This is a genomic window from Aurantiacibacter atlanticus (assembly GCF_001077815.2).
GTDB lineage: Bacteria > Pseudomonadota > Alphaproteobacteria > Sphingomonadales > Sphingomonadaceae > Alteraurantiacibacter > Alteraurantiacibacter atlanticus.
In genome coordinates this window covers 1,647,486-1,666,232 of sequence record NZ_CP011310.1, presented here as the reverse complement: position 1 = coordinate 1,666,232, position 18,747 = coordinate 1,647,486, and the positions used below count along the sequence as shown (strand labels likewise).

At 59.1% G+C, this 18,747-nt stretch carries 18 protein-coding genes; 5 read left to right on the top strand and 13 right to left on the bottom strand.

Annotated features, from left to right (window positions below; translation table 11 throughout):
- Positions 1–11: 11 nt before the first annotated feature.
- The 6 genes from CP97_RS08085 to CP97_RS08060 are packed head-to-tail and all read right to left on the bottom strand — an operon-like array spanning position 12 to position 7,864.
- Entirely contained in the window at positions 12–1,253 is a 1,242-nt protein-coding gene (locus CP97_RS08085; RefSeq protein ID WP_048885517.1) for a serine hydrolase domain-containing protein, read from the bottom strand.
- Positions 1,250–2,497: an SAM-dependent methyltransferase gene (locus tag CP97_RS08080; RefSeq protein WP_048885516.1), complete on the bottom strand. Its 1,248-nt coding sequence runs from the start codon at positions 2,495–2,497 to the stop codon at positions 1,250–1,252. Before CP97_RS08080 ends, CP97_RS08085 begins: the two co-directional genes overlap by 4 nt.
- Before the next feature lie 42 nt (positions 2,498–2,539).
- Positions 2,540–3,943, bottom strand: coding sequence for a cryptochrome/photolyase family protein (locus CP97_RS08075; RefSeq protein WP_048885515.1), 1,404 nt, complete (start codon positions 3,941–3,943; stop codon positions 2,540–2,542).
- Positions 3,944–3,975: 32 nt separating this feature from the next.
- Positions 3,976–4,884, bottom strand: coding sequence for a metal-dependent hydrolase (locus tag CP97_RS08070; RefSeq protein ID WP_048885514.1), 909 nt, complete (start codon positions 4,882–4,884; stop codon positions 3,976–3,978).
- 14 nt (positions 4,885–4,898) lie between these two features.
- A complete protein-coding gene (locus CP97_RS08065) occupies positions 4,899–5,933 on the bottom strand; it encodes a 2-oxoacid:ferredoxin oxidoreductase subunit beta (RefSeq protein ID WP_048885513.1) in 1,035 nt (344 codons plus the stop codon).
- The gene (locus CP97_RS08060) at positions 5,930–7,864 is read right to left on the bottom strand and encodes a 2-oxoacid:acceptor oxidoreductase subunit alpha (protein WP_048886851.1); all 1,935 of its coding nucleotides are present in this window, start codon (positions 7,862–7,864) and stop codon (positions 5,930–5,932) included. Before CP97_RS08060 ends, CP97_RS08065 begins: the two co-directional genes overlap by 4 nt.
- Positions 7,865–8,021: 157 nt before the next feature.
- Between CP97_RS08060 and CP97_RS08055 the strand changes: the two genes are divergently transcribed.
- Positions 8,022–8,507, top strand: a complete 486-nt coding sequence (locus CP97_RS08055) for an RNA pyrophosphohydrolase (protein ID WP_048885512.1) — start codon at positions 8,022–8,024, stop codon at positions 8,505–8,507.
- Here CP97_RS08055 and CP97_RS08050 read toward each other — a convergent pair.
- The 5 genes from CP97_RS08050 to CP97_RS08030 form a co-directional block, all read right to left on the bottom strand.
- Positions 8,504–9,049 carry a tetratricopeptide repeat protein gene (locus CP97_RS08050; RefSeq protein ID WP_048885511.1) on the bottom strand — a complete coding sequence of 182 codons (546 nt, stop codon included), beginning with the start codon at positions 9,047–9,049 and terminating at the stop codon, positions 8,504–8,506. The two genes, CP97_RS08055 and CP97_RS08050, sit on opposite strands and share 4 nt — an antisense overlap.
- A gap of 14 nt (positions 9,050–9,063) precedes the next feature.
- A complete protein-coding gene (locus tag CP97_RS08045; protein WP_048885510.1) occupies positions 9,064–10,242 on the bottom strand; it encodes an RsmB/NOP family class I SAM-dependent RNA methyltransferase in 1,179 nt (392 codons plus the stop codon).
- On the bottom strand, positions 10,239–10,529 hold the full coding sequence (locus CP97_RS08040) for a hypothetical protein (protein ID WP_048885509.1): 291 nt from the start codon (positions 10,527–10,529) through the stop codon (positions 10,239–10,241). The genes CP97_RS08045 and CP97_RS08040 overlap by 4 nt, the downstream gene beginning before the upstream one ends.
- 5 nt (positions 10,530–10,534) lie before the next feature.
- Positions 10,535–11,986, bottom strand: a complete 1,452-nt coding sequence (gene guaB / locus CP97_RS08035; RefSeq protein WP_048885508.1) for an IMP dehydrogenase — start codon at positions 11,984–11,986, stop codon at positions 10,535–10,537.
- Between the two features lie 92 nt (positions 11,987–12,078).
- On the bottom strand, positions 12,079–12,834 hold the full coding sequence (locus CP97_RS08030; protein ID WP_193788152.1) for a 3-hydroxybutyrate dehydrogenase: 756 nt from the start codon (positions 12,832–12,834) through the stop codon (positions 12,079–12,081).
- A gap of 99 nt (positions 12,835–12,933) precedes the next feature.
- Here CP97_RS08030 and ypfJ point away from each other — a divergent pair, with 99 nt between their 5' ends.
- Positions 12,934–13,797 carry a KPN_02809 family neutral zinc metallopeptidase gene (gene ypfJ / locus CP97_RS08025; RefSeq protein WP_048885507.1) on the top strand — a complete coding sequence of 288 codons (864 nt, stop codon included), beginning with the start codon at positions 12,934–12,936 and terminating at the stop codon, positions 13,795–13,797.
- 18 nt (positions 13,798–13,815) lie between these two features.
- Here the strand turns inward: ypfJ and CP97_RS08020 are convergent, their stop codons facing one another.
- On the bottom strand, positions 13,816–15,765 hold the full coding sequence (locus tag CP97_RS08020) for a M56 family metallopeptidase (protein ID WP_053106598.1): 1,950 nt from the start codon (positions 15,763–15,765) through the stop codon (positions 13,816–13,818).
- Positions 15,762–16,178 (bottom strand): BlaI/MecI/CopY family transcriptional regulator, encoded by a 417-nt coding sequence (locus tag CP97_RS08015; protein WP_227819558.1) that lies wholly within the window; start codon positions 16,176–16,178, stop codon positions 15,762–15,764. Before CP97_RS08015 ends, CP97_RS08020 begins: the two co-directional genes overlap by 4 nt.
- 152 nt (positions 16,179–16,330) lie before the next feature.
- Here CP97_RS08015 and CP97_RS08010 point away from each other — a divergent pair, with 152 nt between their 5' ends.
- From CP97_RS08010 to CP97_RS08000, 3 genes are read left to right on the top strand one after another with little or no spacing between them, the layout of a single operon-like run.
- Positions 16,331–16,879: a sigma-70 family RNA polymerase sigma factor gene (locus CP97_RS08010; RefSeq protein WP_048885506.1), complete on the top strand. Its 549-nt coding sequence runs from the start codon at positions 16,331–16,333 to the stop codon at positions 16,877–16,879.
- Positions 16,876–17,502: a DUF1109 domain-containing protein gene (locus CP97_RS08005; RefSeq protein WP_048885505.1), complete on the top strand. Its 627-nt coding sequence runs from the start codon at positions 16,876–16,878 to the stop codon at positions 17,500–17,502. The genes CP97_RS08010 and CP97_RS08005 overlap by 4 nt, the downstream gene beginning before the upstream one ends.
- Positions 17,503–17,533: 31 nt before the next feature.
- On the top strand, positions 17,534–18,700 hold the full coding sequence (locus CP97_RS08000; RefSeq protein ID WP_048885504.1) for an alpha-hydroxy acid oxidase: 1,167 nt from the start codon (positions 17,534–17,536) through the stop codon (positions 18,698–18,700).
- The last annotated feature ends 47 nt before the right edge of the window (positions 18,701–18,747 follow it).

The following is an 18,747-nucleotide window of genomic DNA, read 5'->3' as shown; positions in this document are numbered from 1 at the left end:
TACCGGAACATTCACCTTACCATGGGTTCAGCCGGCGCACCGACACGTGTGCCATCTTTGCCGCGGCGTACATCGATGGCGGCCTGAACGGCCGCATAAAAGCGATTACGCTCGGCGCCCGACCCGTCATTCCCCGTGGACTGGCGCCAGTTGGAATTGGTGGCAATCACGAGATTGCGCTGTGGATCGACAAAAATTCCCTGTCCGAACAATCCGCTAGCGGCATAGGCATCGCCGGGGTAGGTCCACCATTGATAGGCGTAACCCCTATCGAAACGGCCCGTTTCGAAGGCGGGCCGTGTTGCTTCGTCAAACCATCCTTCAGGCACGACGCGCTTTCCGCCAGCCATGCCCCCGCCCATCGCAAACAGGCCAAAACGCGCCATATCGCGCGTGGCCGCCTGAATGCAGCAACCGGAGATCTCGCTGCCGGAACTACTTAACAGCCACGTCGCATCCTGCTCCATTCCAAAAGGTGCCCAGACCTTTTCGGAAAGATAATCAGCAAGGTTCTTGCCCGTCGCTTCGCGAACCAGAACGCCGATGAGGTTGGTTTCGCCGGTGTTATACAGCCAGCGCGTCCCCGGCTCCACTTCGCGTGGCAATTGGCGCATGTAATCGATCAGCGCATCGACGCCGTCATCTTCGGGCACATGTTCGGGGAAACGTGCGACATCGCTTTGGGGATCGGAATAATCCTCACTCCAGCGTACACCCGAACTCATGGTGAGAAGTTGGCGGATTGTTACCGCGTCATAAGCAGAACCGCGCATGTCGGGCAGATATTTGCTCACCGGATCGTCAAGGCTGTCGATATAGCCATCGGCAATAGCTGCGCCGACGAGGGTAGAGGTCAGGCTCTTAGCCACAGAAAAGCTGGTCCATTTGCCTTCGGCGCTGAAATCCAGTCCGTATCGTTCCAGCACGACCTTGCCATCATGCACAACCACGATGGCGGCACTGTTTTGCGAGGTCATGAAGGCATCGAGATCAAACTCGCCCAGCTCCAGCGGTGCGCCATCGGGCAATGGATAGGTTGCCTCGCCCGCTTCGATCACCCGCGCATCAGCCAGCGCGGGGAACGCGTCGAGCGCACGGAATGCGGCATTGCGCGTCTCTTCAGGCCAGAACAGCACATCGCGGTCTGTCGGCATATTGGCGATGAGTGCGCGCTGATCATCATCCAGCATGGCAAAGCTGATGCCGCCCACCGCCAACAACAGCATAAGCTTGCCGACCACCCATTTCTTCATGCGCCCTGCTTCCGCCCTTTGACTAACGTTACCTGGCTGACGGTGATGCTTCCCCCGCGAAATCCGCCTTCGCAATACATCAGGTAAAAGCGCCAGAGATCACAGAAGCGGCGATCAAATCCAGCTGGCAAGGCATCGGTTTCGACGGCATTGTCAAACCGTTCGCGCCATAATCTGAGCGTTTCGGCATAGTCGAGGTCAAAATCCTCCTGGTCCTGCCATGCCAAGCCGCGCTCCTCTGCCAAACGGCGAAATTCGCTTGTGCGGATCAGCATACCGCCGGGAAAGACATAAGCCTGGATGAAATCCGCGCTCTTGGCGTAAGCATCGAACAGATCGTCCCTTAGCGCGATGAACTGGATCGCGGCCCGTCCGCCGGGCTTGAGGTTGCGCGCTATGCAATCCATGAAGGTCGGCCAATATTCGCGGCCCAGAGCCTCCACCATTTCCACGCTGACAATGGCATCGAACATCCCGGTTGTATCGCGGTAGTCCTGCTTGATAAACTGTACATCGGGATATTGCTGGCGGGCCCATGCCAATTGCGCTTCAGACAGGCTGATGGCATCGACGCTGCTGCCCTGTTCGGCGAAATAACCCGAAAGCGCGCCCCAGCCGCAGCCGATTTCCAGCAGGGTTTCAGGCGTGCCTATGCGCTGTGCAAGCCGGTCCCACTTGCCCTTCTGTGCAGCCTCCAGATCATCGTCCATCACGCGATAGGCGCTGGAATAGCTCATTGTCCTATCAAGCCATGCGGCGTAGAAATCATTGCCCAGATCGTAATGCGCGTGGATGTTGCGCTCGGCCTGCTGCTTTGTATTGCGGTTTAGCGCGTGCAGCGCCTTGGCCGCCCAGCGCCACGGCCCCTTGGCCCTCGCCATATCACCCAACACATCGGCATTATCGACAAACAGCGCAAACATGCTGACAGGATCGGGGCTGGACCATTCGCCCGCGTCCCACGCCTGGTAAAGACCGACCGAACCATTGGTCGCAACGCGCAGCAAGCCGCGCCAATCGTGCAGGGTTACTTCGCATTCAAAACCTGCTGCGCGCCCACCCAGTTTGCGGCTGGCGCCATCGGGAAGTATCGCACACAGCGTGCCGCGCGCCAGCCCCGCATCCATTCGATCAAGCAGACGTGCTGCTGCCGGGGCAAAGATGCGCGCCAGCAGGCCTGGTTCCGATCCGTATCGCTGCCCGCTTTCGAGCAGCTGACCACCTCTTGCCTGACCAGCGTCCATGCTCGCCTATATGGCCAAGGGTCGATGAAGCAGCAAGGCTGCCTAGCTCTTGTTTTTCCGATAAGCCGCCAATGCTCGCTCGCGTGCCTCCCCGTGACCGATCAATTTGGCGGGATAATCATCCGGCCTGCAGCCATGCGCCTCGGGATCATGGATCGCCTTGTCGTCCAGATCAGCGAGTTCGGGCACCCATTTACGGATATAATCGCCCGCGTTGAATTTCTCGCTCTGGCTGAGCGGGGCCATGATGCGGACGAACATGCTGGAATCGACGCCGGTTCCGCTAACCCATTGCCAGTTCGTCCCATTGGACCCGTAATCGGCATCAACCAGCGTATCCCAGAACCATCGCTCGCCGTGCCGCCAATCGATCAGCAAATGTTTGATGAGAAAGCTGGCGGTAATCATGCGGACGCGATTGTGCATCCAGCCTGCGCCCCACAATTCGCGCATTCCGGCATCGACGATGGGATAACCCGTGCGCCCGCGCTTCCATGCCTCCAGTTCCTCGGCAATCAGATGGCCGCGATTGGGATTGCGCCAGATGGCATCGTCATAGCCATCCCGATAGGATTCCTCGGTATAGCATGGGAACTGGCAGATGATATTCTGTGCAAAGTCGCGCCATACCAATTCTTCCCGAAAAGTGGTTGCGCCGTCACTGCGGAGCCGGTTCATCGTCTCCCACAACATGCGTGGGGAGACTTCGCCGTGATGCAGGTGCGGCGACATGCGACTGGTCGCATCATCGGCAGGCAAATTGCGATCATCGTCATATTCGAAAACGACATTGAGGAAGGTGTCAAACCGCTCCATCGCGGCGCGTGTGCCGTGCTGATCACCCCAGAATTCTCGCATGCCCCCAGCCCAATCCGGCTTGCTTGGCAGCAAGTCCCAATGCGCAAGGTCATCGCTCTCGGGCCAGCTTTCAGGAGAGCTGATTTCCGGCTCAGGCAAGATGTCGAAACCGTCGATGATCTTGAACATCGCGTTTTTGAACGGAGTATAAATTTTGTACGGAGTGCCCGATCCCGTCGTCACCGTGCCGGGTGGCAGCAGGTAATTGCCATCGTGCAATTGCAGGTCCAGCGCCGCGCCCAATTCATCCTGCGCCTTGACCCACCACGGTTCGTAATGATGCAGGACGTGAACAGTTTTCGCGCCGGTTTCGCTGGCCAGGCTGCATATTTCCTCCGCAGCCCTGCCGCGTCGCAGGATCAGTTTGGAACGGTGCCGGCCAAGGTCATCCGAAAGTCGTCCGAGCGCATGATGCAGCCTCCAGCGGGTGGCCCCGCCCATCCGGCGGTCATAACGCCCGTCCGCAGGCGTCTCATCATCGAGAACATAAACAGGGATGACTGGCCCCGCCTGCGCGGCAGCGGTGAAAGCGGCATGATCTCTCAGGCGCAGGTCGCGCCTCAGCCAGACAATTTGCGGATCGGTCAATAGCTTCCCCTTTGCTCAGGAGAATAACCTTATCAGCGTGCGGGATGTTCCGAACACAGACCTTCGGGCAGGATTACTTTGAAATTACCCTGCTGCATCGGATAATAGCGCGCATCGGATAGTCGCCATCTTCCATCGTCCAGTCGATCCAGCACCGGCGCACGGCTCCAGAACAAGAAGGCATCGACCTGGCTGCTTTGCGCGCGAGCTGCCGCAAGATCGCAGGACGAAATCGGGGCATTGCCCACCCTTTCCCCATCTCTGAAAAAGCTGCCGGAACCGCCAACGCCAATGCTCTCACGCTGCCAGAAAGCCAGCGGCGGCGGGGAACTTATCGTCTCCACAAAGGATGTGTTTTGCATCCTGTCCACCTGCGAAATTCCGAAGTTCGCCACGATATAAAGAGCAGCCAGTCCCAGCACATTGCGCGCCAGCCGCTGCCAGTCACCCCCGCGCTTTTCGCGCCGCAATGACAGCCACAGCCCCGCCCCCATCAAGAGCCATAGCCACACATCAATAATGAACAGCACATCGCCATAATACCAACGGCTCGAAAATGGCTCCAGCAGGCGGATGCCATAGACATTCAGCCAATCGAGCGCGGGATGCGTCAAAGCCGCGATAAGGCCAAGTGCGTAAAGCCAGCCAAAATGCACGGGCAGCCGCGCTGCGGGGCGTTTGCCGCGACTGGTTTGCCATCGGTCCCACCCCCAAAGGAGGCTGGTCAGCACCAATGGGAGCAGTAAGAGCGCGATCGGCCCATGCGTTATGCCGCGCCTGAAGGCGAGATGTTCCGTCCCTTCCAGCCAGAAGAAACACGCAGCATCCACATCGGGCAGGTTTGCACCGATAATCAGCGCGGGCATTGCGAGGCCGGTCTTTTTCTTCAGCCCCGCCTGCCCGATCAACGCGCCGACGAGTGAGTGGGTAAGATTATCCACCTGTCAGGCTGCGATCAGACAGGGTCCTGCGCGGTTCCGTCCACTGTCCATGTCTGCCCCTTGGCCAGCAATGCGCCCAAATCGGGTTTCTTCCCTTGGCTCAAACGTTCATTCTCCGCCACCGTAGTTTCCTCGAACGAAGGACGAGGATCATCATACAGGACGCCCAGTGCCATCGGATATTCGCCAAAAGGCAATTCCACCAGCATGTGGGCGATGGATCGGTTGGTGACATTGTGCACGATCACCCCGGCTGCCTCCCAATCGCCATCGACCACGTCGACGACCCTGAGTTCAAGCAGGTCACGATCAAGCGTGATGCCCTTCTCGCCCTTGGCAAACAACATCGGCTGGCCGTTTTCCAGCCACAGCTGATTGTCTTCAGCACCCTTGGGCGCCGCGAAATCATGGAATACGTCCTTATTGTAGACGATGCAGTTCTGGAAAATCTCGATGAAGGCAGCGCCCTTATGCGCATGGGCGGCGCTCAACACTTCGGGAAGCTTTTTCGACACATCAAACCCGCGCGCCACGAAACGGGCACCCGATCCCAATGCAAATGCACATGGTTGGGCCGGCCGGTCGATAGAACCGCCCGGTGTTGAAGGACTGGGCGTGCCGATCCGGCTGGTAGGTGATGCCTGCCCCTTGGTGAGGCCGTAAATCTCGTTGTTGAACAGCATGATCTGCATGTTCACATTGCGCCGCAGCACATGCATCATGTGGTTGCCGCCGATGGACAGGCCATCACCATCGCCCGTCACCAGCCACACATCCAGATCGGGATTGGCCAGCTTGATGCCGGTGGCAAAGGCGGGCGCGCGGCCATGAATCGTGTGGAAGCCGTAGCTTTCGATGTAATAGGGGAAGCGGCTGGAGCAGCCGATCCCGCTGACAAATACGGTGTTTGCCGGATCACAGCCAAGTTGCGGCAAGGTGCGCTGCACGGCCTTTAATATCGCATAATCACCGCAGCCGGGGCACCAGCGTACTTCCTGATCGGATTCCCAATCCTTCAGCGTGGTTTCAATCTTTACAGGAGCGTTCATTCTTCGCCTCCTTCGGGGCTGGGCAATTGCTCGTCATTCACATCAACCTGCCCGCCTTCATTACCCGAAATGCCGTCGAAATAAACGCCGATAGCATCTTCAAGCTCGCTGATGGCAAAGGGTTGGCCGCTGGTCTTGGTCAGGCTTTCACAATCAATCAGCAATTGGTCGCGCAGCACAGTCTTGAATTGTCCGGTGTTCATTTCGGGCACCAGCACATGATCGAACCCTGCCAGAAGCTCGCCCAGATTGGCGGGCAGCGGGCAGATATGGCGCACATGGATATGGCTGACCTTGCGACCATCCCTGATCGCCCGGCGCACTGCCTGATGGATCGGACCAAAGGTGCTGCCCCAGCCAACGACCGCCAGATCGCCAGTGGCCTCGCCCAGCGCGACACCCTGATCAGGCACCATCATGCCGTGCACCTTGTTCATGCGCGCTTCGGTCATCGCCTGATGATTGTCGGGCGAATAATCGATATTGCCGGTCAACTCGTGCTTTTCGATGCCGCCGACGCGGTGTGTCAGGCCAGGCGTGCCAGGCTTGACCCACGGGCGCGCACCCTTCGCGTCGCGCTCGTAAGGCAGGAACGTCTCGCCATCGGGCAGACTGTCCATGAATTTTGCGGGAAACGGAGTGAAGCTTTCCGGATCGGGCACCATCCACGGCTCTGCCGCATTGGCGATATAGCCATCCGTCAGCAGCATGACCGGAGTCATATACTGGGTAGCCATGCGGCACGCCTCAATGGCAACTTCAAACGCATCGCCAGGGCTGCATGCAGCAATCACCGGCATCGGCGCATCGCCATTGCGGCCATAGACTGCTTGGTAGAGATCGCTCTGCTCGGTCTTGGTCGGAAGGCCGGTGGATGGGCCGCCGCGCTGGGAATTGACGATCACAAGCGGCAATTCCACCATGATCGCCAGACCCATCGCCTCTCCCTTGAGAGCGATGCCGGGACCTGATGACGACGTAATGCCGAGCTGGCCGGCATAGGATGCGCCGATGGCAGCGCAAATTGCGGCAATCTCGTCTTCCGCCTGGAAGGTGATGACACCAAATTCTTTCAGCCGCGCCAGATGATGCAGGATCGCGCTGGCGGGCGTAATCGGATAGCCGCCAAAGAACACTTTCAGTTCGGCCAACTGTGCGCCGGCAACAAGGCCGAGCGAGACCGCCTCTGCCCCGGTGATCGTGCGATACAGCCCGGGCGCGCTTTCAACAGGCGGCATGCTGACCTGCTTGAGCGGGCCGGAAAGCTCTGCCGTTTCGCCATAGGCATGGCCCGCGTTGAGCGCCGCAATATTGGCTGCAGCGATGTCCGGTTTCTTGGCGAATTTGGCATTAAGCCAGTCAATTAACGGCTGCCGATCGCGGTCGAACATCCACAATGCCAGACCAAGCGTCCACATGTTCTTGGACCGCAGCGCATCCTTATTGCCCAGCCCGAATTCCTTTACCGCCTCAATTGTGAGAGCGGAAATATCGAAGGCCAGCACGTCCCATTTGGCAAGGCTGCCATCTTCCAGCGGATTGCTGTCATATTTGGCCTTTTCGAGATTGCGCTTGGTGAATTCGCCCGTGTCGATAATCACCAGGCCACCTGTCTTGAGTGCGGCCAAATTCACCTTTAGCGCTGCCGGGTTCATCGCCACCAGCACATCAGGCGCATCACCTGCAGTATCGATTTCACGGCTGCCAAAGTTGATCTGGAAAGCTGAAACGCCAAACAGCGTGCCCTGCGGGGCGCGGATTTCTGCGGGAAAATCGGGGAAGGTCGCAAGATCATTGCCCGCCAGCGCGGTGGACAGGGTAAATTGCCCGCCGGTCAATTGCATTCCATCGCCGCTGTCGCCAGCGAAACGAACAGTGATCGCGTCCTGTCCTGAAAGATCGGGTCGTTCTGGGACCGTCTGAGTTGCCATCATTCTACATCCTGCCGCGCCATGAATTGCGGCGCTGTTCGGCGTTGTTAAGGACGTGCCACCTAAGGGCGTAAAACGCCACAGACAATCAAGTTTTTCTGTCCGTCCCGCAATAGGTGGCTTTCACCCGCCCACCGCACCGGCTACATCGTCCGGCATGACACAGACCGATCACTTGCAATATCGCCCCTGTGTGGGCACCATGCTTTTCAATACGGATGGCGATGTTTTCGTCGGCAAGCGTATCGACAATAAGGAAGGCGACTGGTGGCAGATGCCGCAGGGCGGCGTGGACGATGGTGAAGATCTCGACACGGCGATGTTGCGCGAACTGGGTGAGGAAACCGGTCTGCAACCGCGCCATCTGGAAATCGTGCACCGCATGGAAGACGAACTCTATTACGATCTACCGCCCGAACTGCGCGGAAAGCTGTGGGGCGGTAAATATAAGGGCCAGCGGCAGAATTGGTATCTCGTCCGCTTTACAGGAGTGGATACGGACATTGATCTCGAGGCGCATAAGCATCCTGAATTCTGCGAATGGAAATGGGTCGCGCCCGAACTGCTTCCCGAACTGATCGTGCCGTTCAAAAAGCCGGTCTATGAAGCAGTGCTTGCAGCGTTTGAAGGCCGACTGGCCTAGTTCTGCGTCACGTCCTCATCGGGTGACACGACCTCTGCCGTCACCAGAGCGGGCCCGCGATCAATCGCAGCGGAGAGTTCCAATGCCTCGACGCAGCCATCGCCGCACATGCTTTGCAGAATGGAGAGGTTTTCGCGCGCCGCGCTGATGGCTCCCTTCTCGACCAGCGCCTCACCCTCGCCCGTAATTGCGGCGAGATTTTCCGGATCGCGTTCACGCGCCTCGCGGTAATAACGGATCGCCTTGCCCTGCAGACCGTCTGCGCGCGCGGCCTCTGCCAGTTCAAGATAGACATCGGTGAAGCCTGGATCGATTGCCAGCGCGGCTTCATACGCGTCAATCGCGCCCTGTGTATCACCCATTGCCAATTGCGCCTGCCCATCGGCCACCAGCGTCTCTGCCCGAGGATCCGGCGCATAATCGCTCGCATTGCCAACACTCGAACTGACGGCGACAAAAAGCGAAAGGGCGGCGGCGGCGGGTCCGAAACGCATGAGAAACTCCTTGAGCGTGGACGGGGTAGAGGCGGTAAGTGCGTCCATCTATCTCCTTCGTATCACGGCCTTCCTATACGTGCGATGAAAAACCCGTCCGTTCCATGCGTGGAGGGGAACAGCCGCACTCCAGCACCATGTGGCGTGCCAAGCGGCAATTCAGCCATATCCGCCCGCCAATCGGGGTTTTCGGCCAGAAAAGCGTCGATCTGGTTCTTGCCTTCGTCATCTAGCAATGAGCAGGTGACATAGGTGACGTGGCCACCGGACTTCACCAGCGTTGCCGCCAGCCGCAACAGCCGCGCCTGCACCTGCACAAGCTTTTCCAATTCCTTTGGCGTGATCCGCCAGCGCGCTTCAGGATTGCGCCGCCATGTGCCCGTACCCGAACACGGCGCGTCAACCAGCACATGATCCGCCCTGCCCTGCCAGCTTTCAAGCGCCTGTGCTTCTTGCCCCGGGTCAAGAAGCAATGTCTCGGCTATCCGTGCGCCAGCGCGTTCGGCACGGGGAGGAAGCTGCGACAGACGGCGCCGATCGGTGTCGGCGGCCACCAGCGTGCCGTCATTCGCCATCGCGGCAGCAAGTGCCAGCGTCTTGCCGCCCGCCCCTGCGCACAGATCTATCACGCTGTCGCCCGGAGCCGCGCCTACAGCAGCGCAAGCAAGCTGACTGCCGAGATCCTGCACCTCGATCAGGCCCGCGCTCCACGCCTCCCATGTCATGACCTGCGTGCCCGCAGGAAACCGCAGTGCATCGGGAAGTGGCAAGGCTTCTCCGCCTTCAGGGATGCCATCTGACCCGGCAGGCAATTTGACGCGATTGATACGTGTATCGAGCGGCGCGCGGGCAAGCAGGCCTTTTGCTTCATCTTCGCCGACAGTTGATGCAATCAGCAGGTTTTCCAGCCATTCGGGCGCAATACCGCCCGCCGCAACCGATTCATCTTCTTCGATGGCAGCAGGGCCATAGTTCGACCCGTCGAACCGATCGCGTAAATCTGCCTGTTCCTCGGCCAGCCCCAGCATGGCTGCGCGGCCACTGGAAGGGACAGGCCCACAGGCGCGAATTGCATCATAGACCAGCTCACGAATGGCGCGTTTATCCTTTGATCCCGCGAAGCGGTGATCCTTGAACCATTGCGCAATCAATCGGTCTGCAGGCGGTCCCTGCCCGCGCGCTGCTGTGATGATTCCGTCAAGGATTTCAATGGCGGCCTGAACCCGGGCAGAAGGGGTCATGGCGTCGGGCGCAGTTCGGTAGGGCTGCCTTCGGCATCCCGCATGTCGCGCCGGGCGACGTGTTGCGTTTCGATGTCCTGCATCAGACGCGCAAATTCTTCCCTGTCAGGCATGGCGATGCAAAAGAAACGGGCATCTCCTGCATCTTCGCCGCGATCAGGCAAGATCGTAGAGCCAGCGGCACGGCAAGCCTGCTCATCCTGATAGACAGCGGGGTGACGGGTCAATTCTGGTGCGCCATCTTTCCAGTCGAGGAAAAACAACATGAAGGGGATGAAAATTTCCATAAACCCTAGCGAGTCGGGTAATTCGGGGCTTCGCGCGTAATGCTCACATCATGGACGTGGCTTTCCGAGAGGCCTGCATTGGTAATCTGGATGAATTGCGCGCGTGACTGAAGCTCGGCAATCGTTGCGCTGCCCGTATAGCCCATCGCCGCCTTCACGCCGCCCACCAGCTGGTGAACAATATCGCGCGCAGGCCCCTTGTAAGGCACCTGCCCTTCAATCCCTTCGGGCACCAGCTTCATCTGATCCTTGATATCCTGCTGGAAATAGCGATCCGCACTACCGCGCGCCATCGCGCCGACACTGCCCATGCCGCGATAGGATTTGTAAGAGCGGCCTTGATAGAGGAACGTTTCTCCGGGTGCTTCTTCGGTTCCTGCCAGCAGACTGCCTACCATCACGGTCGATGCGCCTGCCGCCAGCGCCTTGGCCGCATCGCCGCTTGTGCGAAGACCGCCATCAGCGATGATCGGCACATCGCCGGATGCGCTTGCGGCATCCATAATCGCGGTAAGCTGCGGCACGCCGACCCCGGCGACGATACGGGTCGTGCAAATACTGCCGGGCCCGATGCCAACCTTCACCGCGTCCGCACCTGCATCGACAAGCGCCTTGGTCGCTTCTGCCGTCGCAACGTTGCCGGCCACCACCTGCACGCTGTTCGAAAGCTTCTTCACGCGGGCCACAGCCTCGGCAACGGCGTGGTTATGGCCATGTGCTGTATCGATGATGACAACATCACACTCGGCATCGACCAGCGCTTCTGTCCTCTCGAAACCCTTGTCGCCGACCGTGGTTGCCGCAGCCACGCGCAGGCGTCCGCCAATATCTTTGGTCGCATCGGGGTTGAGCACCGCCTTTTCGATATCCTTGACCGTAATGAGGCCGACACAGCGATTGGCCTTGTCCACCACCAGCAGTTTTTCAATTCTGCGCTGGTGCAGGATCTTGCGCGCCTCGGTCTGCGTCACACCTTCGCTTACGGTGGCGAGGTTTTCGCTAGTCATCAGCTCCTTCACCGGCTGGGCAAGGTTATCGGCAAAGCGCACATCGCGATTGGTGAGAATGCCTACCAGCGTGCCGTCTGGCGCAGTGACGGGAATGCCGCTGATATTGTGCTGCTCCATCAATGTCTGCGCATCGCCCAAGGTCGCATCGGGCGTGATCGTGATGGGGTTGACCACCATGCCGCTTTCAAAACGCTTGACCCGGCGCACCGCCGCGCATTGCTCTTCTATGGTCAGATTGCGGTGCAGCACGCCGATGCCGCCCATTTGCGCCATGACGATTGCCATTTCGCTTTCAGTCACCGTGTCCATCGCTGCCGACAGCACGGGAATGTTGAGTGCGATGTCGCGTGTCAGCTGCGTTTTCGTGCTTGCCTGGCTGGGCACGATATCACTTTCGGCCGGCTTCAGCAGGACGTCATCGAAAGTTAGGCCGGTTACGATTTGCATTGGGGTTGCCACTTCTTGTGTCGGATGATTCGTGGCGGCCCATGTAACCGCACTGTGTGGCAATCGCTAGGGGGGCGGCAGTGATATTCGACCTATTGGGCTGTCCAGCCGCCATCGATTTCGTAATTTGCGCCGGTTATGTTGTGCGCCGCATCACCGCACAGGAATACGGCCATCGCTGCCACATCCGATGGCTGGACGAATTTCTTGGTCGGCTGGCGTTCAAGCAGCACGTCATTGATGACCTCTTCACGGGTCAATCCACGGCTCTTCATCGTGTCAGGGATCTGGCCTTCGACCAGAGACGTCCAGACATAACCTGGGCTGATGCAATTGGCAGTGATGTTCTGTTCTGCCAGCTCCAGCGCCAGCGTCTTTGTCAGCCCGGCAATGCCGTGCTTTGCGGCAACGTAAGCGGCCTTGAACGGGCTGGCGGTGGTCGAATGCGCGCTGGCGGTGTTGATGATACGGCCCCAGCCGGCGCTTTTCATATGCGGCACGGCAAGGCGCGCGGTGTGAAACACGGCGGACAGGTTGAGCGAAATGATCCCGTCCCATTTGGCCACGGGAAATTCATCGATGGGGGCAACATGCTGCATCCCGGCGTTGTTGACGAGGATATCCACCCCGCCCGCATCCTTCATCATACCTTCTATGGCAGACACATCGGTGAGGTCCGCGCCCGAATGCGTGGCACCCATCTCCTCACAAAGTTGCGCGATCTCTTCCGCATCGCCAAAGCCATTCAAAATGACATCGGCCCCCTCTGCATGCAGAGCGCGGGCGATAGCGAGGCCAATGCCCGAGGTGGAGCCGGTTACAAGTGCGCGCTTGCCTTCGAGGAACATTTGCTTCTCCATAGGTGTTGGATTCACCATTGTCCTAATGGCCTTGCCTGAAGGGTCCAACAAAAAACCAGATCAAGGCCATGTGCCCGGAGGATTTCGATGAGGCTCAAACCGTTCAATGCCAATAATATCAGGGTCGGTCGCGGATCGGGCGGCGGCGGGGGCATGCCCGGGGGCAAGCTGGGCTGCGGCGGTATCGTGGTCGTGCTGATCGGCGCGCTGATTTTCGGCGTGGACCCCGCCCAGATGCTGGGCACGATGGAAGGTACACAGGGCGGCATTCCGCAGCAGCAGCAAGGCGGCGCGGGTGAAAGCGCAGCCGAAATCTGCGACGATAATCAATATGCGATGGAAGCCTGCAACGCGCTTTCAAACCTCGACCAGACATGGGCGCAGCGTTTTCAGGAGGCAGGCGCGGGCGACGCATTCCGCCAGCCCAAGCTGTGGTTCTATTCGGACAGCGTGCGATCGGGTTGCGGCAGCGCGACCAGCGCGGCAGGACCGTTTTACTGCCCGGCTGACGAGGGTATTTATATCGACACCAGCTTTTACGACACCATGCAGCGCCAGCTTGGCGCGGGCGGCGATTTTGCGCGGTATTATGTAATGGCGCATGAATATGCCCACCACATCCAGACCGTCACCGGCATTTCCGATCAGATCCGCAGCGCGCAATCACAAAATTCGGGCGCGCGTAACCGCTTGCAAGTGATGATGGAACTGCACGCGGATTGTTATGCAGGCGTTTGGGCAGGCAAGAACCGCAACCTCATCGAGCCCGGAGATTTCGAGGAAGGCATGAATGCCGCTGCCGCTATCGGCGATGACACGCTAACCGGCGGACGGGTTAGCAGCGAGAACTTTACCCATGGCACCAGCCAACAACGCATGGCAGCACTGCGGCTGGGCGTCGAAACGGCTGACGATGATCGCTGCGATGCAGAAATCCTGCAAGCAGGCTAGCTGCGCACCAAGCTGCGACTAAGCATGGATGCGCGCGGCAGCGATTGCGCTTGCTTCGCTGCATTGGTCCTCACCTGCGTGAGGAACAGCCAATGGATCTGCCGCCGGATCGAATGGAGGAGCGGACTCTACCCGCAAGGCAGGGACCGAGCGCCCCGACCAGCGCAGCGCAATTGAAGCGGGCGGCGTAGGCGGAACAGGTGGTGCGCGGCGTGACTTGGTTGCGCCGGCGCGGGCGGGCGGAGGCGGTTCGGACGGCATGAGGAAAGATAGGCTGCGCAAGGCGGACCGCGCGCTTTCAATCTCCTGGATCGCGCGCGCCAGCTCTTCAATGATGTCCTCGCGAATATCCTGCGGTATTGCGCTATTGCCGGATATGGCCCCCATTGCAGCTTGCAGGCCGTGGGCAGCATTGGCCTGAATTGCAGTGTTGCAGATCACCATTGCCCTGCGGCCATCGCTCAAATCCTGCTGCGCTGTCGCATTTTCTCCATCGCAACGCACATCAATAATGTGGCTGCCTTCCCGCCCTTCTTCTACCACGACCAGGCCATCGTGATGTCCCGCTTGTGTCCTGTGCTCCATCGCCAGCTGGATACTCTGCTCCATCTCATGACCAACTTGGGCAAGCTGCCTCTCAACATCGGCAAGCTCCCTTTTGACATCGGCATCGGCTTTGGCGAGTTGCCTTTCGACTTCGACCATCATCCGCTCAGTCTCTTCTTCGGTGAGTCCCTCATGCTTGCCATTGCGAGTGATGCGGCTGATAATGCGACGTTCGCCATCGGCACCGTCTTCAACTTCGTGCAGGACATGCACTGCGGCATTGTGTTCACCATCGCCAATGCGTTCAATTTCGTATTCGATATTCTCATCGCTATCGCCATCACGCACAATATGGCGCTCTATCCGCATTTCTCGCTGATCTTCATCGGGATCGACGGTTTCAATACCGGACGCATCGGCATCCTGTCCTGGCTGAGCGTAGCTGATCGAAGCGGTCAGCGGCAAAGCCAGCGCAGTGGTGGTGATCGCCGCGATGCCAATGCGGCGGCGGCGGGTGGAAATATCTCTCATTGTGAGGCTCCTCAACCTGTGAATGATGGACTTCTCGCCCAGCACCGGACAGGCCATCGGAGCGGCCAGCGCGAGATGTTCACCGGCAGCAAAGCCCACAATCACCCGCGCATAAGCAGCCCTTTCCGACCGCGCACAACCGGCCACGACACGCGCATCACACGCCGCCTCCTGATCCCTGCGCATCGCTCGCCAGCCCCACCAAGCGAGAGGATTGAACCAGTGCAAAGCCAATAATGGCTGGGCTGCAATATTGGCGAGAAGATCATTTCCGGTATGATGGGTCAGCTCATGCGCGATTGCCATATCGCGCGCATCCACATCTATCAGCGCCATGAAACCGGGTGGCAAGGCCACGACCTTGTCAAACACGCCAAAGGCAACCGGTGCGCTGACAACGCTGGTTTCCACCAATCGCACGCCCCCCGCTTCGCCCACCGGACGCACATCAGCCAGCAAATCGCGGCGCATGCGGATATAATCGCGGATGCGCCATACAACGAAGATGGCCGCGCCTGCCAGCCACATAGGCAACAGTACCGCGCCTAGTGATATCGCGGGCTCTGCTGCAAGCGCCACTGGTGCAGCTACACCGGCGCTGTCACTCACCAACACCTGCACATCAGCAAAGATGGTAAGTGTGGATTGCGCAGCGGGATCACCCACTGCGCCTGCTATCGGCGCCTCATCGGGCTTCATCCATGCCGGCAGAGTGATTGGAGGCATTACTAGACGCAGCAGCGGCAGCGCCCATAGCGCATAGGCTATCTGCGGGCCGAAATGTCGGGCTACAGGGCGGCGCAACACCAGCACCAGTGCGATCAGCAAACCGGTGTAGACAAAGGTGTCTATCATCCAGTCGCTCAGAAAAGACATGTCCCACCCGGTCATTTCTTCATCTCCTGCAGCAGACGTTCAATCTCGGCAATGTCATCCTGTGTCAGCGCCTCATTCTCGGCGAGATGCGCAAAAAGCGGTGCAGCACGGCCGCCGAACAGCCGTTCAACCAGCCGCCTGGATTCGGTGCCGACATAGGCAGACCGCTCGATCAGGGGAGTATAGAGAAAGCGGCGGCCATCCGGATGGGTCGCCAATGCGCCCTTGGCAACAAGGCGCGAGAGCAATGTCTTGACGGTAGGGATGGACCAGCCGCGATCGGCGCATACTGCATCGCAGACATCGGCGGCGGATTGCGGGCTCTTGCGCCACAATGCCTCCATCACGGCATGTTCGGCATCGCTGATACGCTCAGCCCCGGAAATGCCATCGTCACTTCTGAAATTTCTCGCCTTCGCAGTCATCATGTCCTCCGTGACAGACTACGCCTCATGTGCTTGCGATTACATTTGTAATCTGAATTGCCGGTGAATGCAAGATGACGTGATGTCTCCCGCCTGCCACGCTTGGCGGGGAACTGGATGATATATGCGGAAACTCCGTGTAACCTTGCAGCCAGATGAAACGAAAAGAAGATCAGAATATGCTTGGCGCAGATACCCTCGATCGCCTGATGGCGGCAGCGCGCGAGGGGGATCGCGGTGCATATCGGCAGTTTCTGACCGAGGCATCGGGCCGCATTCGCCGAATGCTGGCGCGCAAGATCGGGGCCGATAACGAATTGGAGGATGTGTTGCAGGAATGCCTGATCGCCTTGCACGAAAAGCGCCACACGCTTGACCCCGGACGTCCTGTCACACCGTGGATGTATGCGATCGCAAATTATAAGCTGATAGACCAGTTTCGCAAGCGCGGCCGGAGCAGGCTGGTGTTCGATGACGATGTGGATATGGATGTTGCGGCAGACAGTTTTGCAGGCATGGATATTGCCGCATTGCTTGGCGAATTGCCCGATACACAAGCGGAAGCGATACGTCTGACACATATCGAAGGGCTAACCAGCCGCGAGGCGGGCCAGCGGATCGGAATTGGTATATCCGCGACGAAATTGCGGGTGCATCGCGGGATGCTGCGCCTGAAGGAAATAGTGCAAGAGCAGGAAAGATGAGCAGGACCGAAAAGATATTGGACCAGCTCGCCAGCGAAGGCGGGACGCGCGATACAGGCTATGCGTGGCGCTTTGCCTTGCCGCTGGTTATCGTGCTGGCGGCGGCCTGTGCGGCAGTGGCGCTAATCATCGACGGTGCCTTTGCCGGCGTGGCCATTGCCGGATTGGGCCCGATCCTGGTCAAATGGGGTTTTTCGTTGACGCTGGTGTTGCTTGCCCCAGTTGCCTTGTGGACGCTGGGCCGGCCCGGGCGCAAAAGCGGCTGGATCCTGCCTGCTCTAACCCTGCCCTTTGCACTGATCTTCGGGGATCTGGTGCTGGATCTATCAATCAATGCCTGGCCTTTTCCGGGCGAAACATGGCCGCGCTGCCTAGCTGCGATGACCATTCTTAGCCCGCTTGCCTTTGCCGGAGCCACTTTTGCAATGCGCGTGCTTGCCCCTGTCAAACTGCGGCGTGCGGGCCTTGTCGCGGGCCTTTTCGGCGGCGCGGTGGCTATGACCGCTTATGCCCCTTTCTGTCCTGAACGCGGGATGCTGTATCTCGCTGTGTTCTACTGCCTGCCAATTCTTGCTATGGCAGGCATCGGCTGGCTGATGGGTCCCAAATTGTTGCGCTGGTGAAGCGGCGCCGGGCAGGTTAGGCCTGCTGAATATGAGTATTGGTCACATTCGCAAATTGTCCGACTGTCACAATGTTGCCGATTTTCGCACTTTGGCGCGGCGGCGGCTCCCCTATCCCGTGTTCCACTACATTGATGGCGCTGCAGATGACGAAGTGACGCTGGCGCGCAATACTGCCGCCTTTGACGAAGTTGATCTTGTGCCCGATGTGCTGGCCGGTGGGCAGCATCTTGATACTTCGATTAACATTATGGGCCGTAAAAGCGCGCTGCCGCTGATGTTGAGCCCAACAGCGCTGCAACGCATTTTTCATTGGCACGGTGAACGTGCGACCGCGGCAGTGGCCGAAAAATACGGGTTGTGGTGCGGCATCTCCAGCCTGTCCACCGTCAGCCTTGCAGAGATCGGCGCGAATTATTCCGGGCCGAAATTGCTGCAATATTATTATCATCTCGATGCAGGTTTGAACGCAGCACTGGTGGAGCAGGCGAAGGCCGCCAGGTTTGATGCCATCGCGCTGACGGTGGATACAATTGTTTCAGGCAATCGGGAACGGTGCAAGCGTACCGGCTTTGGCTCCCCTCCCCGCATCAATGCATCGAACCTGCTGTCTTACGCCGCACATCCACCATGGACGCTCAATTTCCTGTTCCGGGAGAAATTCGCCCTCCCCAATATTGAACCGCACCTTCCAACCGGCACTGATACCAAGCTGTCGATACAAGACTATTTCGACACCATGCTTGATCCCTCGCTCAACTGGCAGGCGGCGGAAAATCTGCGTGACGAGTGGGGTGGCACCTTCTGCCTCAAAGGTATCATGTCCGTTGGCGATGCGCGCCGCGCTGCCGACATCGGCGTGGATGCCATCATGGTGTCAAATCACGGGGGCAGACAGCTTGACGGTAGCCGCACCCCGTTCGATCAGCTTGACGAGATCGTGCAGGCCGTGGGCGACCGGGTAGAGGTGATCCTCGATGGTGGGGTCCGGCGTGGCACCCATGTTCTCAAGGCGCTGGCGACCGGCGCAAAAGCGGTCAGTGGCGGACGCATGTATCTCTATGCGCTGGCAGCGGCGGGCGAGCCGGGAATGGATCGCGCCATCGGCCTGATGCAAGACGAAATTCGCCGCGGCATGCAGTTGATGGGAGTAAACCGGATAGACCAACTGACCCCCGACAGGCTGCGTCGGCGCTGATTATAGCGGACTGCAGGACCCTTTCTTGGGCAAGCTCATTGGTCGTG